The sequence below is a fragment of the Dysgonomonas sp. GY75 genome (assembly GCF_015234155.1).
GTDB lineage: Bacteria > Bacteroidota > Bacteroidia > Bacteroidales > Dysgonomonadaceae > Dysgonomonas > Dysgonomonas gadei.
This window is the reverse complement of the sequence record NZ_JADCLQ010000003.1, coordinates 540,917-556,807: the sequence shown is the minus strand read 5'-3', so window position 1 is coordinate 556,807 and position 15,891 is coordinate 540,917. Positions and strand designations below refer to the sequence as shown.

Genomic DNA, 15,891 nt, shown 5'->3' with positions numbered 1-15,891 from the left:
AATCAGTAAAACGCCTATGTAAAGAAACTTACAAAAAAATTGGATGGTAGTACCAGTACCATCCAATAGAATTTAAACTGTTAAAACTGTACGAAGTCTAACCTTTAAATCATAACAAATGTATGATAAAAAAACGTTTTTTTAGCATAAAAGATGCTAATATTAGAAAAACATTGCGGATTATGAGACTGATTATATGTTTCCTGCTACTAGGAATAAATCTGTCATATGCCGTGGAAAGTTATTCTCAGACAACAAGAATCTCCGTTAATTTAAAGAATACACCCCTAAAAGAAATTTTCTCGGAAATAGAAAAGAACACTGAATATGTTTTTTTCTACTATGATGAATCTGTGGATTTGAATAAAAGTATGACCATAGACATGAAAGGTCAGACTATCGACAAAGTATTGAAAGAGCTTTTTAAATCCACTGATTATATTTACACAGTATCCGACAGGCAGGTATTTGTGTCCAGAAAGCCGGCATCTGCTACCACCCAGCAAAATCAGAATAAAATTACTATCAGGGGGAATGTAACGGATATGAAAGGTGAGCCTTTGATCGGGGTTTCTATCATTGTCAAGAGTAATCCAAGTACAGGCACAGTAACAGATACCGACGGAAATTATTCGATAAATGTACCCGATAAATATACCGTGCTACAATACAAATACATAGGCTTTCTACCTAAAGACGAAACCGTAGGTGAGCGCAAAATAATAAATGTAATAATGCAGGAAGATGTCGGGCAGCTGGACGAGGTCGTAGTTGTCGGGTACAGTACGCAGAAAAAAGAATCTGTAGTAGGTTCCATCTCTACTATCGAGCCCGGAAAACTAGCCGCCGGAACCACCCGCTCGATGAGTAATAACCTTGCAGGACAATTGGCCGGGGTTATTGGCGTGCAACGCTCGGGAGAGCCCGGTTATGACAATTCCAACTTCTGGATACGTGGTATCAGTACATTCCAGGGCAATCGTACACCATTAGTGCTTATCGATGGTATTGAACGTTCATTGAATAATATCGACCCTGAAGAGATCGAATCTTTTTCTGTGTTGAAAGATGCGTCTGCCAGTGCCGTATATGGGGTGAGAGGCGCAAATGGAGTAATACTTATCAATACAAAGCGCGGGCGTGTGGGTAAGCCAACTGTTTCTTTCAAGATGGAGCAGGCAATCACACAACCGACTAAGATTCCTGAATTTGTCGGTGCCGCCGATTACCTCGAAGTAATGAACAGTATACGTCATGAGAGTGGGAAAGAGCCGATGTATAGCCAGCAGCATATCGATAATATAAGGAATGGGGTAGACCCTGATCTATATCCGAGTGTGGACTGGATGGATGCGATACTTAGAGACTATGGCACTAATACCAGAGCTTCTATCGATATTAACGGGGGATCGGAGGTATTACGCTATTCTTTTGTCGGAGCCTTTTATCACGAAGGGGGAATTCTTGAAAGAGATAAAAATCAGGGATGGAATTCTTCTCTCAGGCTGAACAGGTATAACATGCGCTCTAATGTGGATATAAACCTGACACCTACTACTTTGGTAAGGTTCAATATCGGAGGTTATATGCAGGAACGTACATCTCCGCCGCAGAGTATTGATAACCTTTTTGCAATGGCTTATCAGACACCTCCATACCAGCATCCTACGCGCTATTCCACAGGTGAGATTCCGCAAGTACCACAACGGGTAAATCCCTGGGCATTACTTACACAAACCGGCTATGAGCGGATTGTACAGAGTAAGATTGAATCTCTGTTTGTTGTGGAACAGGATTTGAAAATGTTCCTTCCCGGATTGAAAATCAAAGGAACATTCTCCTTTGATAATTATTCCGACAATAGTGTGAAAAGAGGTAAGAGTCCCGATTATTATAATCCTGCTACAGGGAGAGACCCCGAAACAGGCCAATTGGAGCTTGTTGTATCTTCATACGGGCAGGAATTCCTGGATCATTCTGTAGGAGCTAATTTTGGTAATAAAAATACCTATCTGGAAGGTACGCTTACATATGACAATACATTCGGCGACCATACCGTAAATGCTTTATTCCTCTATAATCAACGAAACTACGATGACGGAGGCAAATTACCGTTCCGTTTTCAGGGAATAGCGGGTCGCTTGTCGTACACGATGAAAGGAAGGTATATAGGTGAGTTTAATTTTGGTTATAATGGTTCCGAAAACTTTGCTAAAGGCAAGCGTTATGGTTTCTTCCCTTCGGTTGCTGCCGGATGGATTTTATCGGAAGAACCCTTTATGCAAGGAGTAAGAAATACCCTGTCTAAAGTAAAATTCAGAGGATCGTGGGGGCTTGTAGGAAATGACCGTTTTAAGATAGGTGATACAGAATACCGATTCCCGTATATTTCTACCATAAACAATACAGATGGTTATGTATGGGGGTATAACAGGGATGAATTCGGGAGAGCCGGACGCTGGGAAGGAAATATTGCGAATACAGGCTTGAAGTGGGAAACTGTAGCCAAGACAAACCTGGGTTTAGAACTAGGCCTGTTCAATGCAATCGAATTACAGGTGGATTACTTTATGGAAAAACGAAGGGATATTTTCATGCGTCGTACCACGATGCCTGCTTCTGCCGGATTTGTCGATATGCCTTTTGCCAACTTCGGTAAAGTAGACAATAAAGGTGTGGATATGGTGCTGGATGTCAATAAACAAATCAATAAAGATTGGTTTGTATCGGCAAGAGGTACATTCACATATGCAAAAAATAAGATTATAGAACAGGATGAATCATTAGGAATAATCGGTACAAACCGTTCGTCTACAGGGCTTCCGGTAGGACAGATATTCGGATTGGTAGCCGAAAGGTTATTCACTGATGATGATTTTGCGGATGTGGAAAACGGTATTCTCAAAGACGATATACCGACGCCAACTTTCACTTCGTCCGTTCGTCCGGGAGATATCAAATATGTTGATGTTAACGGCGATAACAGAATCGATGCCTTGGACAGGACAAATCTCGGTGGAACTGTCGATCCTCAGATTGTATACGGATTTGGAGCTAACCTCAGATATAAAAATATCGATTTCGGCTTTTTCTTCCAAGGGAATGGGCATACTTACCGTATGATTGGACGTGAAGCATATTTTATTCCCGGATCTGGTCTGGGTGGAGTAGGTAACTTCTTTACAAATGTCGGAGACAGGTGGACTATCGAAAATCCAAGACAGGATGTTTTCTACCCGAGACTTTATGAGGGGCTGAACGAAAACAACTATCAAGAGTCTACATGGTGGATGAAGAATATGAAAATGCTGCGCCTGAAAAATATCGAACTCGGCTATAATTTCCCTGTAAAGATGGTTCGTAAATTCGGATCATCTGGAGCAAGGATATTCTGTCGAGGGACTAATATACTGACTATGTCCGACTTTAAGTTATGGGATCCTGAAATCGATTCTGACAGGGGGAGTAAATACCCGCTGGTGAAATCATATTCTATCGGTCTAAATATCAGTTTCTGAAACATCAAAATCGAAAATTATGAAAAAAACAATATATAGATTTCTTTATCTTTCGCTTATCCTCCTTTTAGCAGGAGGTATGAGCTCCTGCTCAGACTTTTTGGATAAAGAGCCTGACGACCAGTTGACTCTGGATATGATATTCAAAGACAAGACCAGAACAGAAGACTGGCTGGCCGGGGTATATTCCAATATCCCTGATACATACTGGACATATGCCAGAGGAATGGATCCTTTGGGAGACGACCTGGCTCCATCTACGGGATGGCTTCAGTTTGGATGGAATATTATCGGGAAGCAACAGGGAAACTGGAATCCTACTTCTGACTGGGTGCCGAATTACTTCAATCAGCTTCCGAAAAGAATCCGTGCCGCTTATATTTTTATCGATAATGTAAGGGCTAATGAAGCTCAGTTGGTAACTGAACAGGAAGTACAATATATGAAAGCTGAAGCACGCTTCCTCATAGCATATTATTATTATCTGTTGTTGAATTATTATGGAGCTATACCTTTGCAACTAGGCCTGGTGGATGTAAATGCACCTGCTTCGGAACTGATGATACCTCAGAAGCCTTTCGATGAAGTAGTTGACTGGATAGATCAGGAACTGGTTGCGGTGTCAAAAATTTTGCCACCATACTACAATGAATCAAAAAAATACGGAAGGGTCACATCTATTGCATGTCTGGCGGTAAGAGCGCGGATGCTGTTATTTGCAGCAAGTCCTTTAGTAAATGGAAACTCCGACTATGCCAATTATACAAACAGTGAAGGCACTCCTATATTTAATTCTACCCCTGATGCTTCTAAATGGGCAAAAGCGGTAAAAGCAAACATGGATCTGATAGAACTGGCAGAGAAAAACGGACATGCTCTGTATTACGAATATCTGAATAATGGCGAAATCGATCCATTCCTTTCGTATCAAAATATGTTGTTCCGCAAATTCAACGAAGGTAATAAAGAGATCTTATTTGCCAGAAATCCAGCGGAAACATGGGAATATGACAGGCACGCACAGCCTCGTGGAACCGGTGGTAATGGCGGAATGGGTGTAACTCAGTCTTTGGTCGATGCTTTCTTTATGAAAAATGGTTTACCGGCTATAACTGGATACAATGCAAACGGATCTCCAATTATAAATACGGCATCGGGTTATACTGAAACAGGCTTTTCAACGGCAGAAGAAAAACGGAATACAAAATGGATCGAAGTAAAAGGAAATCGTGATTCGGATTCTAATCCAGTTACTCTTGCTGACACTTATAATATGTATTGTAACCGTGAGCCACGGTTCTATATATCGGTGCTTTATAATGAATGTTGGTTCAGACGAGAGAACAGGACTACCCGTTTTTATAGCGGGGCATGGGATGGCGGACCTACGCACGATGCACCTCAGAACGGATACCTTGTAAGAAAGAAAGTACATCCTGACCACGACCCGCGTAATAATGTGAATCCATACCGTCCGGGTATTTTATTCAGGTTGGGAGAATTTTATCTTAATTATGCAGAGGCATTAAATGAATCAGAACCGTCTAAGACTACGGAAATCTTATTTTACCTGAATAAGATAAGAGAAAGGGCAGGTATACCAATGTATGGTGCTGGTGAAGGACAAATTGCAGTGCCAAGCGGACAGGATGCAATGCGTGAAGCTATTCGCCGCGAGCGCAGGGTAGAGCTCAATTGCGAAAATGGAACCAGATGGGATGATATCAGGAGATGGAAACTAGGGGAGAAGTTACTAAATGGTGATTTCTGGGGAATGAATTTCTCCGGTACGGACAAGAGTGACGATAAGAATAACGATAAAGCTTTCTTTGTAAGAAAAGTCTATCAGAAGCGTGTGTTTACCAAGAAAAATTATTGGGTTCCGATACCACAAGACCAGATAGACAAGAATCCGAATCTGCGTCAATTACCATTTTGGGAAACATCAGAATAATTCTAACCCGTGAAAATGATATAACTATGCAAAAGCAATTATTATATATATCGATAATATTTTTAGCTGTACTTTGTTTTGCAGCTTGTAGTGATGATGATAAGGACAATAATGGGGATGCTTTATCGCTGAAGGCATCAAGTGAGTCTATCGTATTAGACGAAGCCAAGGGCAATGATGTGGTAGTTTCCTTTACATGGAATAAGGGAAAAGATCAGGGGCCGGAGAATACATTGGTATATTTTTTCAGGCTTGATATTTGGGGTGCCGATTTCAAAACTTCCACCGATCCGGTAGAATTTGCTCCGGATGAAGAGTTTAAGGTTGAATATACCAATAAAGAACTGAATGATTTGATTCTGAATAAATGGGGGCAAATACCGGGCTCTGATGTGAAGATACAAGCCAGAGTAGTTGCAAAGGTTATTGGGCCTAAGTTTGTATATCCTGAAATCTCTATCATTACTCTCGAAGTAAAGAGCTATGTGCCAACGCCTGAGACCTTGTTTCTTACAGGGAATGCCTCTCCTGCAGGGACAGACCTCACAAAGGCTGTTAAAATGACAGAGGTCGAAGCCGGTAATATTTATCAATGGCAGGGCGTTCTGAAACCGGGAAATTTTAAATTCATAAGCATATTGGGTGAATCTTTACCTTCACTGAATAAAGGTGCAGGAGATAATGTATTGGTCAACAGAGCTCTGGATAGCGAACCTGACAATATGTTTGAAATCAGTATTGAGAGCATCTATAATATAGAGGTGAGAAAGGATAATATGACGCTGAAATGTGAAATAAATGTTCCATATCCGAATCTCTATCTTGTAGGTAATGCCGGTACCGGATGGGGAATTCCGCAGGACCTCCATAAGTTTATGATGAAAGCTGATAATCATAATTTATTCGAACTGGATATAAATCTTAATCCTGTTGAATTTAAGATACTTAGTGCTGAAAATTATGACGATTACACCCTCAGGCCGATGATAGCAAGTGCTCCTGTCACCGATGACAGGATGCAGGCTAATAAAGGAGGGGAAGACATTAAATGGGTAATAAAAGAGGGAGAAAGCGGACATTATAAAATAACACTGGATGTATATAAAATGAAGATAAAGTTCGAAAAACAATAGTTAATCCATTTTTCTGATCATACATTACAGAAATGCCGACAGACCGTATTATATATAATGATAATATGGTCTGTCTTTTTTTATTATTTGTAAAAAGTTTTGATTTAGAGCTGCTCTGACCTTTTATTTTTCATATAAGATGCCCAAACTTTCATCTGTTGCATCTTTTCTAAATGTTATATCTATAAATATGAAAGATGTATCGATAGTTTATATCTGTATATGAAAAGGGAAAAGGTGAAGGATAAATAGAATCGCAAAGATTTGGCTAATTAAAAAAAAGAAACTACTTTTGAATCCGAAAAGAAGAGCAGGTTGTCAGAGGACACTTATGGAATAATTTTAGACGTAAAAAGTGCTGACCGATGGTTAGTCTTTATATTTATTTTTGAAAAAATGTATTCTCAAAGATACAGTGAATAAAAGTCTAAAGTTCTGTCTTTCGCTCGAATGTGACAAAGGTCACATTTTTTGTTTAAAGTAATTATACACACGTGGTGGAATTGGTAGACATGCTACTTTGAGGGGGTAGTGTCCGCAAGGACGTGTGAGTTCGAATCTCATCGTGTGTACGTGTAAGGGTTGGCTATAACGGCCAGCCTTTTTTTGTTTAATTTCTGCTATTTCGCTTTTCTGGTAAAAAAAAATGTCAATTATTTTGAAATAAGAATCAAAGCTTTGATTTATTCTGAAAAAATGTATTAATTTTGCATCACCAATTGCGAAAGTAGCTCAGTTGGTAGAGCACAACCTTCCCAAGGTTGGGGTCGCGGGTTCGAGCCCCGTTTTTCGCTCGAATAAATGCGCATGTGGCGTAATTGGTAGCCGCGCTGTCTTCAGGTGGCAGTGACCTACGGTCGTGGGGGTTCGAGTCCCTTCATGCGCACGAATCAATTTTAAAACCCTCTGATTTTCAGTAGATTTTCGGAGGGTTTTTGTTTTGATAGGAACGTTTGTCTTATTCCTCATTATTCATCAATACATTACTAGCCTCAAAATTTGATAAAGTAATCTCTTGTTTCAAAAATAGAGTCTCTTGCAGTTGTTTGTGCAAATAAACTTTTATCTTATTATTTTGTATACTATTTTTCGATAGAGTATATGTAATGTATTTATATCGTTTAAATCTAGTGTTTTATGTGTTGTTGTATGAAGTTGAGATAAATATCACTTTCATATGCAGCTTTCCATAAATAAATCTCATCATATAATATATAAAGCAATATTAACCCTAGACTTTTTTATTATGAGAAAACCTAATTTGTATTTTAAGTTATGCCTTGTTTTTGTATTTCTATTCATGGTTGCATGTTCTGATGAAAATAGTATGCATAATTTTCCAGGAGGAACTTCGGCCAGATTGTTACCTGTTAAAGTCTCAGGAGAAAAGAATGGAGGACAGACTATATTGATTTATGATAATTATAATCGTCTTGTAAACTGTAGTTATTATCTGAAGTCGGGAGGAGGATTGTCCAAATATAGCGAACTTAAAATAGAATACGATACAGATGGTTGTATTAAAAAAGCCGTTGAGCAGATTTCAGTAGGAGAAGATAATGCCTATTTGTTTACCTACGAGGGAGCTAAGATCATAATACAAGATAAATATTATACACGGTATATTGATGCCGACGCACAGGGCAGAATATTGGAAATGAAACAATTTTATAACAATGACCGGAACACATCGGTTGTATATAATTATAGTTACGACCAAAAAGGTAATATAGCAAAGTATGATTTGAACAATAATTATTATTCTTATGTATATGATAATTATAACGGTATATATAGTTATGTAAATACACCTCAATGGTTTTTAGTAATCATGCTGGATAAATCCAATTTTGTTTATAATAATTGTACCGAAATATATACATATTCTTTAGATGAAAACGGTAAGGAGTTCGCTCCTGTAACTTTTAAGATAACCCTCATTTACAACGATAATGGCTATCCGGTTAAATATCATATTCCTAATATGACATTTTGTGGAACACCTCCTTTGCCTGAGAGTGACTTTAAGATAGAATATCAGGAGGCTAAAAATATTAAATAGAATATTACTAATTATAATTTGTTATTTATTATATAAGGACAACCTTGGTTGTCCTTATATTTGTTATTGATAATATCTGTATCCGATATTGATAAGCTGTGTGTAAAGAGTAAAAAGATACATTAATTTACTTCAAACTCCCGACCATATCTTCCGGGCGAACCCATTTGTCGAACTCTTCGGCGGTAAGGAATCCCGATTTAATTGCTTCTTCTCTTAATGTTGTTCCGTTTTTATGTGCAGCTTTTGCTATAGCAGCAGCTTTTTCATAACCAATATGAGTATTAAGTGCGGTCACAAGCATAAGAGAATTATTCACCAATTCCTTTATCCGTTTGAGGTTAGGCTCTATGCCTGCAACGCAGTGGTCATTAAACGATTTGCTCGCATCGCCTAATAGCTGTGCTGATTGCAGGATATTAGCCGCGATAACGGGCTTGAAAACATTGAGCTCATAGTTACCCTGTGAGCCTGCTAGCGAAATTGTTGTATTATTTCCCATAACCTGCACGCAAACCATTGTGATGGCTTCGTTTTGAGTAGGATTTATCTTTCCCGGCATAATTGACGATCCTGGTTCATTTTCGGGTAATATCAATTCTCCAATCCCTGAACGTGGACCTGAACCCAGTAACCGGATATCCTGTGCTATTTTGAATAGTGCCACTGCCATTTGATTCAAAGCCCCATGTGTGCCGACAATGGCATCGTGTGAGGCAAGTGCTTCAAACTTATTAGGCGCGGTAACAAAAGGCAGACCTGTAAATTTAGCAATGTATTCGGCTACCTTCACATCATATCCGTCAGGTGTATTCAGGCCTGTTCCCACAGCTGTACCCCCCAGTGCTAGTTGAGATAAATGCTTCAATGTTGCTTTAGTAGCCTCGATGGCATATTGTAATTGGACTGCATAACCGGAAAACTCCTGGCCTAAGGTTAGTGGTGTTGCATCTTGCAGATGTGTCCGGCCTATTTTGACTATATCTTTAAAGTCATAGGCCTTACTGCTTAAGCTCTCTTGTAGTGCACGGACTTTAGGAATCGTTTGTTCTACTATTTTTTTATATGCGGCAATATGTAATGCGGTAGGGAAAGTATCATTTGAAGACTGTGATTTATTTACGTCATCATTCGGATGGATAGGGCTTTTCTCTCCAAGCTTACCCCCGCTTAATACCAATGCCCGGTTGGATATAACTTCGTTTACATTCATGTTTGATTGTGTACCCGATCCGGTTTGCCATATTACGAGCGGAAACTGGTCGTCGAGTTTACCTCCCAATATTTCATCACATACCTTGGCTATCAGGTCCCTTTTCGATGCCTCCAATACTCCCAGATCGGTATTGGCATATGCCGCTGCCTTTTTCAGATACGCAAATGCATAAATAATCTCTTTAGGCATAGATGCTTCCGGCCCTATTTTGAAGTTGTTTCTTGAGCGTTCTGTCTGCGCTCCCCAGTATTTGTCAGCAGGGACTTTTACTTCCCCCATTGTATCTTTTTCTATGCGATATTCCATTTTGTATATTTAATTTATTGGTATGAAGTTCGGAATAATTATGATAAAAGTCAAAATCTATTGTACTAAATTTAGATACAAAGGATTATCGTGAGGTAGAGATAATAGGTATGATAGCTTTATATGACTATAATTGTGGTAATACCACCCAATATTGCAATTACTCCCAGAATATTCTGATATTGGAAAAACTTTTTATCTGAATCAGCATACTTTCTTATTTTTAGATATCTGTAAATAAACAATAAACCAATCAGTATTTCTATTACACTACCGCAAATGAGAAAGAACCAATAGACCGCATTATCCTGAATAACACTGTATCGTATTGTACTTAATATTACGATGCCTGCAACACCCCAAATGATAATTAGCGGTGCAATACAGGCGAACCGTAAAGCCGTTTTTTTTATAATAGGGTACTGATTGAATAATAAAGATATTAATCCGAAGATTATCAAAATAATAGCATATATCATGTTGGATTTATTTAAAGTGAACTCAAATATATCTATACTTTTTCTGATTATCTATATTTATCTATGAAGAAAGGTGTTGTATCAAAATAATCTATCTGTTATAGACGGTTTTTAACAGGATATCGATAAAATATTTCACTATATAATTCTTCGTCACATTCCTTCTTTAATTCATACTTTTTTAATTAAAAGATACGGACTCAATCAATAATTGAAGAAATATGCTTGAGTTCTTTTTAACGAAACTATGTAACCCGAAGTAAAAAGTGTTATTTTGGCATTTTTTTATTCAATTTAGTTTGTTTATTCATTAATACTTTTTTCCTTTGTTTATGATTTAATATACTATCTGTTATTTATAGAATTAGTAATGCAAAACACAGTAAAAATTAAGGACGTAAAGGACATAGTCATACGTTTTTCAGGTGATTCGGGGGATGGCATGCAGTTAACCGGAACCATCTTCTCAAACCTTTCAGCAATCTTTGGGAATCAAATCTCCACCTTCCCTGATTATCCGGCAGAAATCAGAGCTCCTCAAGGTACTCTTTCCGGTGTTTCCGGATTTCAGGTACATTTAGGAAACCAGATTTACAATTCCGGAGATAAGGCGGATGTATTAGTAGCGATGAATCCGGCAGCATTGAAAGTAAATGCCAATTTTCTGAAAAAAGATTCTGTTATTGTTATCGATACGGACTCTTTCTCGAAAAGAGATATGGAGAAGGCACTGTTTTCCACAGAAGATCCTTTTGTAGAGCTGGGACTTACCACTCAACAAATAATCTCAGTTCCTATTACTTCATTGACTAAAAGTAGTTTGGAAGGAATGGAAATGGATATGAAATCGCGTATCCGTAGTAAAAATATGTTTGCTCTGGGTTTGGTTTGCTGGTTATTTAACCGGCCTCTCGATGTTGCTAACCATATGCTATCAGCTAAATTCGCCAAGAAACCCGTATTGGTGGAAGCGAATCTGAAAGTATTGGCCGATGGTTTTAATTATGGACAGAATACCGACACTACCATATCATCATATCGTGTAGAAACTGTAAATGTGGATAAAGGTTATTATCTGGATGTAAATGGTAATACAGCTACTGCTTACGGGCTGATTGCCGCTTCAGAAAATTCAGGCAAGCCACTTTTCTTAGGTTCATATCCGATTACACCTGCCACCGACATATTGCATGAACTCGTTAAATTTAAACAGTTAGGTGTAAAGGCCATTCAGGTCGAAGATGAAATAGCAGGAGTGTGTACAGCTATCGGTGCCAGTTTTGCAGGAAGCCTTGCCGCTACCTCAACTTCCGGGCCTGGTCTGGCTCTGAAGGGAGAAGCTATAGGCCTTGCCGTAATGGCAGAATTACCCCTTGTTGTTGTGGATGTTCAGCGCGGAGGGCCGTCGACAGGTCTGCCGACCAAGACAGAGCAAACCGATCTTCGGCAGGCTTTGTACGGACGTAATGGCGAAAGCCCAATTGTCGTAATGGCGGCTGCGAGTCCCACAGACTGTTTTGATATGGCATACTGGGCATCTAAAGTTGCACTAGAACATATAACTCCGGTTATATTACTTACCGACGGTTATATTGCGAACGGTTCTTCGGCATGGCGTATACCTGATTTGGATAAATATCCGTCTATAGTGCCGCACGATGTAAGCCAATATAAAGGAAACGAATGGCGCAGCGCATTGCGTGATGATGAAACGATGGTACGTTATTGGGCCGAGGCAGGTCTCGAAGGCTATACGCACCGTATAGGAGGACTCGAAAAAGATTATACCACGGGAGCTATATCTACAGATGCGGCTAATCACCAGAAAATGGTGAATGTGCGTCAGGCTAAAGTTGATAAGATTGCTGATTTTATCCCGCAGTTGGAATTGGTAGGAGGAGAAGATGCCGACTTGCTCGTTGTGGGCTGGGGCGGTACATATGGACACCTGCGTGAAGCTGTGGAAAAAATGGATGATGCCGGACAGAAAGTAGCTTTGGCTCATTTCCGTTTTATTAGCCCGTTGCCAAAAAATACAGCGGCAGTACTGAAGAAATTTAAGAAGATTATAGTCGCAGAACAAAATAATGGCCAGTTTGCCGGCTATCTGCAGGAAAAAATAGAGGGATTACAAATATCCCGTTACAATAAGGTTGAAGGGCAGCCTTTTGCTGTATCCGACCTGATAGAAGCATTCACCAAGAAATTAGGAGAGTAAAACTATGGATGTAAATGTAAAGATGGCCTCATCTCATCAGGCCAAAGATTATAAAAGCGATCAGTATGTACGCTGGTGTCCGGGATGTGGAGACCACGCTCTTCTCAACTGTTTATATAAAGCAATGGCCGAACTGGATATACTGCCGCATATGACGGCTGTGGTATCTGGTATCGGTTGTTCTTCGCGTCTGCCTTATTATATGAATACATATGGTTTCCATACTATTCATGGTCGTGGGGCTGCTGTGGCTACAGGAGTGAAGACTGCAAAACCTGAATTATCGGTATGGTTGGCTACAGGTGACGGCGATTGTCTGGCGATCGGTGGTAACCACTTTATTCATGCGGTTCGCCGTAATGTGGATATAAATATCCTCTTACTGAACAATAAAATATACGGGTTAACGAAAGGGCAATTTTCCCCGACATCCGACAGGGGATTTGTTTCAAAGTCTTCTCCGTATGGTACAGTCGAAGATCCGTTCCATCCTGTTGAACTGGCTTTAGGCGCTCGCGGGACCTTCTTTGCCCGTTGTATCGACGTCGATCTGGCAAATACTACCGAGATCTTGACGCATGCGGCACGGCATAAAGGTACGTCTGTTGTGGAAATCCTCCAGAATTGTGTGATATTTAATGATGCTATCCACGACAATATTGTAGATAAAGCATGGAGAGCCGAGCGTACGATATTACTTAAGCATGGAGAAAAAATGCTGTTCGGAGCGAATAAAGACAAAGGTCTAGTTATGGACGGATGGCAGATTAAAGATGTGATTATCGGACAAAACGGATTTACAATAGATGATGTCCTTGTTCACGACGCTACTATGCAGGATGATACTTTGCATATGAAGTTAGGACTGATGTCTCCTGAAAACGGCCTGCCTTTGGCTCTAGGTGTTATCCGCGATGTGGAAGGGCCTACATATGATCAGGGTGTGGCAGATCAGATTAAAGATGTGCAGGCGAAGAACCCTGTGCGCAAGTTAAGGGATTACCTGATGACCAAGGATGTGTGGGAGGTGAAATAAGTCTGAGATTATTCGAAAATAAATTAAAAGCCCGGAGTATTTTCTCCGGGCTTTTTATATTGACGAAAAAAAACTGTGAGTAAATAAAGTATAAAAAAAATATCAGTAGGATTTTTCCTACTGATATTCCTAAATTTCAAAAATCTGTTATACTTATTTGATCAACATATTTTTCACATCAGAGTTGGTAAGGAATTTTGCAAACTCGATGTCGTTAAGAACTTCAGAAGTTGAAAATCCTTTGTCTAATGCAGAACGTAAGTTGCCAACAACACCCGATGTATTATTCGTTCTGGCAGCTACTATAGCTGACAGATAATATGTTGTAGCATCTTTCTTAGCTACGGCATCCAATGTTTGTTGAGCTTTGTTATAGTTTTTGGTCAATACCTGAGCCAGAGCGGCATTGTTTGTCTTAGCATCGCCAAATGACTGTACAGCTCTGTTGTAATCACCTTTCTGTAAATATAATAAACCAAGAGCTTCACCCAGAGTATTAGCGCCGGAAGCGCTACCCAACAGTTGCTCAGCTTTAGCTGTATTGCCGTCAGCAAGAGAAAGCAAAGCCTGATTCATATTAGCCTCAGGAGCTTTTGCTGATACTTGAGCCGCTTTGTTGAATGCCTGCACAGCTTTACTGTCCTGACCGGTTGTATAGTAATAAGCACCTAAGTTATTCCATCCACGGTAGTCGTTAGGGAATTTTTGAGTGACATAAGTATATATTTTCTCTTTAGAAGTTCCATCCAGATTAGCAGCATAAAGAAGCTCTTCCACAGTAAGGCTGGTAAGGTCCGAATTAGCAGCGTTCTTCAATTCTTCGTCAGTCTTACCGATAACTTCAATATTGGCAATCAGACGTGAACGACGAAGTTTAGGAAGGATTGTTTCAGCTAATCCTGAATATACAGCAGAGATATTTTTGATTTCTTTTTCTCTTGTTTCAGTATCAGGATACATAGAAAGAACTCTCAACACGATATCTTTATCCTGAAGACTTGAAGCCTGAACCAATTTTTGGAAACCTTCCCAGTCCTGAGCGGTATATTTTGCATTGATTTCAGTATCGATGTCTTTTTTCTTAAATTCTTTTGATAGATAATCTGTTGTGTTTTTCTCGCGTTTCTCAGCTAGTTTTTCGTTCAACTCATACCCTCCGTCAGGTGATGCATAGGCAGATATTTCTACATTTACATTCTTACGGTCATTAGAGTCAGCCTCTTTTACCAAGTCTTTCCATGCGGCAAGATTTGTAGAATTCAATTCGCTTGAACGCAATTCAGCTTGTTGTATAAGGAACATGATATCTGCATCATACGCCTCTTTGATAATACGCTGGAAAGCATCAGGAGCTACAGCCGGAGTAGTTGTTGCAGCACTGGCAAGAGCCTGAGTAGAAACTACGCCATCAGCAATTTTTACGTCAGGGAAGCCTGCTACAGTTTTGCCGTTTCTGGTGAAATCGAATCTTAAGAATAATTCTGATTTCTTCATTGCAGGTGTGTAGTCAAATTCTGATCGTAGTGTTATAGCGCTACCGCTTTCGAAATTAACAACAGTACCGTTTCCTGCGACCTTTTCGCCTTGATAAGTGTAAGAAGTGCCCAGAGCTTCACCTCCGCTGTATTTCAATACAGGGGTAACAACTACAGAAGTACTTTTTTCGAACCATTTGGCAGGAAAACGACCGTTTATTGTCACCGGTACTTTTGTGCCCACTAATTCGAGAGGAGAAGGGTTAGTTGTGAATAAAGAATTTGCTAACGGGGTCATCGTTTTTTTGCTACAAGATGTTCCTAATATAGCAACCAGAGCAATTAATGAAAATAATAGCTTTAATTTCTGCCTTTTCATAGCTGTTTAAAAATTATTGATTTATTATATAATATATAGACATTTCTTACCTGATACAAAACTACCTCTTTTCTTCTTGAATAGAAAATGTCTATATGCTATTTATAGATATAAA

General features: G+C 39.4%; 9 protein-coding genes and 3 tRNA genes. 9 read left to right on the top strand and 3 right to left on the bottom strand.

Annotated features, from left to right (window positions below; genetic code table 11):
- The first annotated feature begins 122 nt into the window (after window positions 1-122).
- From IR083_RS03265 to IR083_RS03235, 7 genes are all read left to right on the top strand, one after another.
- A complete protein-coding gene (locus IR083_RS03265) occupies window positions 123-3,518 on the top strand; it encodes a TonB-dependent receptor (protein WP_194223205.1) in 3,396 nt (1,131 codons plus the stop codon).
- Between the two features lie 19 nt (window positions 3,519-3,537).
- Window positions 3,538-5,472 carry a RagB/SusD family nutrient uptake outer membrane protein gene (locus IR083_RS03260; protein WP_194223204.1) on the top strand — a complete coding sequence of 645 codons (1,935 nt, stop codon included), beginning with the start codon at window positions 3,538-3,540 and terminating at the stop codon, window positions 5,470-5,472.
- Between the two features lie 26 nt (window positions 5,473-5,498).
- Window positions 5,499-6,605: a SusE domain-containing protein gene (locus tag IR083_RS03255; protein WP_194223203.1), complete on the top strand. Its 1,107-nt coding sequence runs from the start codon at window positions 5,499-5,501 to the stop codon at window positions 6,603-6,605.
- A gap of 488 nt (window positions 6,606-7,093) precedes the next feature.
- Window positions 7,094-7,177 (top strand) — tRNA-Leu (locus tag IR083_RS03250).
- A gap of 149 nt (window positions 7,178-7,326) precedes the next feature.
- Window positions 7,327-7,399: transfer RNA gene (locus IR083_RS03245), tRNA-Gly, on the top strand.
- Window positions 7,400-7,408: 9 nt separating this feature from the next.
- A tRNA-Leu gene (locus IR083_RS03240) sits at window positions 7,409-7,491 on the top strand.
- A 441-nt stretch (window positions 7,492-7,932) separates the two neighbouring features.
- Entirely contained in the window at window positions 7,933-8,667 is a 735-nt protein-coding gene (locus IR083_RS03235) for a hypothetical protein (RefSeq protein ID WP_242052338.1), read from the top strand.
- Between the two features lie 127 nt (window positions 8,668-8,794).
- Here IR083_RS03235 and fumC read toward each other — a convergent pair whose 3' ends face one another.
- Together fumC and IR083_RS03225 are read right to left on the bottom strand one after the other, a co-directional pair.
- The gene (fumC, locus tag IR083_RS03230) at window positions 8,795-10,189 is read right to left on the bottom strand and encodes a class II fumarate hydratase (protein WP_006797633.1); all 1,395 of its coding nucleotides are present in this window, start codon (window positions 10,187-10,189) and stop codon (window positions 8,795-8,797) included.
- A gap of 119 nt (window positions 10,190-10,308) precedes the next feature.
- The gene (locus tag IR083_RS03225; protein ID WP_006797634.1) at window positions 10,309-10,668 is read right to left on the bottom strand and encodes a hypothetical protein; all 360 of its coding nucleotides are present in this window, start codon (window positions 10,666-10,668) and stop codon (window positions 10,309-10,311) included.
- Window positions 10,669-11,038: 370 nt separating this feature from the next.
- On the opposite strand from IR083_RS03225, the gene IR083_RS03220 reads away from it, so the two are divergent.
- Both IR083_RS03220 and IR083_RS03215 read left to right on the top strand, forming a co-directional pair.
- Window positions 11,039-12,886, top strand: coding sequence for a 2-oxoacid:acceptor oxidoreductase subunit alpha (locus IR083_RS03220; protein WP_006797635.1), 1,848 nt, complete (start codon window positions 11,039-11,041; stop codon window positions 12,884-12,886).
- 4 nt (window positions 12,887-12,890) lie between these two features.
- A complete protein-coding gene (locus IR083_RS03215) occupies window positions 12,891-13,922 on the top strand; it encodes a 2-oxoacid:ferredoxin oxidoreductase subunit beta (RefSeq protein WP_006797636.1) in 1,032 nt (343 codons plus the stop codon).
- A gap of 153 nt (window positions 13,923-14,075) precedes the next feature.
- On the opposite strand, the gene IR083_RS03210 is transcribed toward IR083_RS03215, so the two are convergent.
- The gene (locus IR083_RS03210) at window positions 14,076-15,776 is read right to left on the bottom strand and encodes a tetratricopeptide repeat protein (protein WP_006797637.1); all 1,701 of its coding nucleotides are present in this window, start codon (window positions 15,774-15,776) and stop codon (window positions 14,076-14,078) included.
- Window positions 15,777-15,891: the final 115 nt, after the last annotated feature.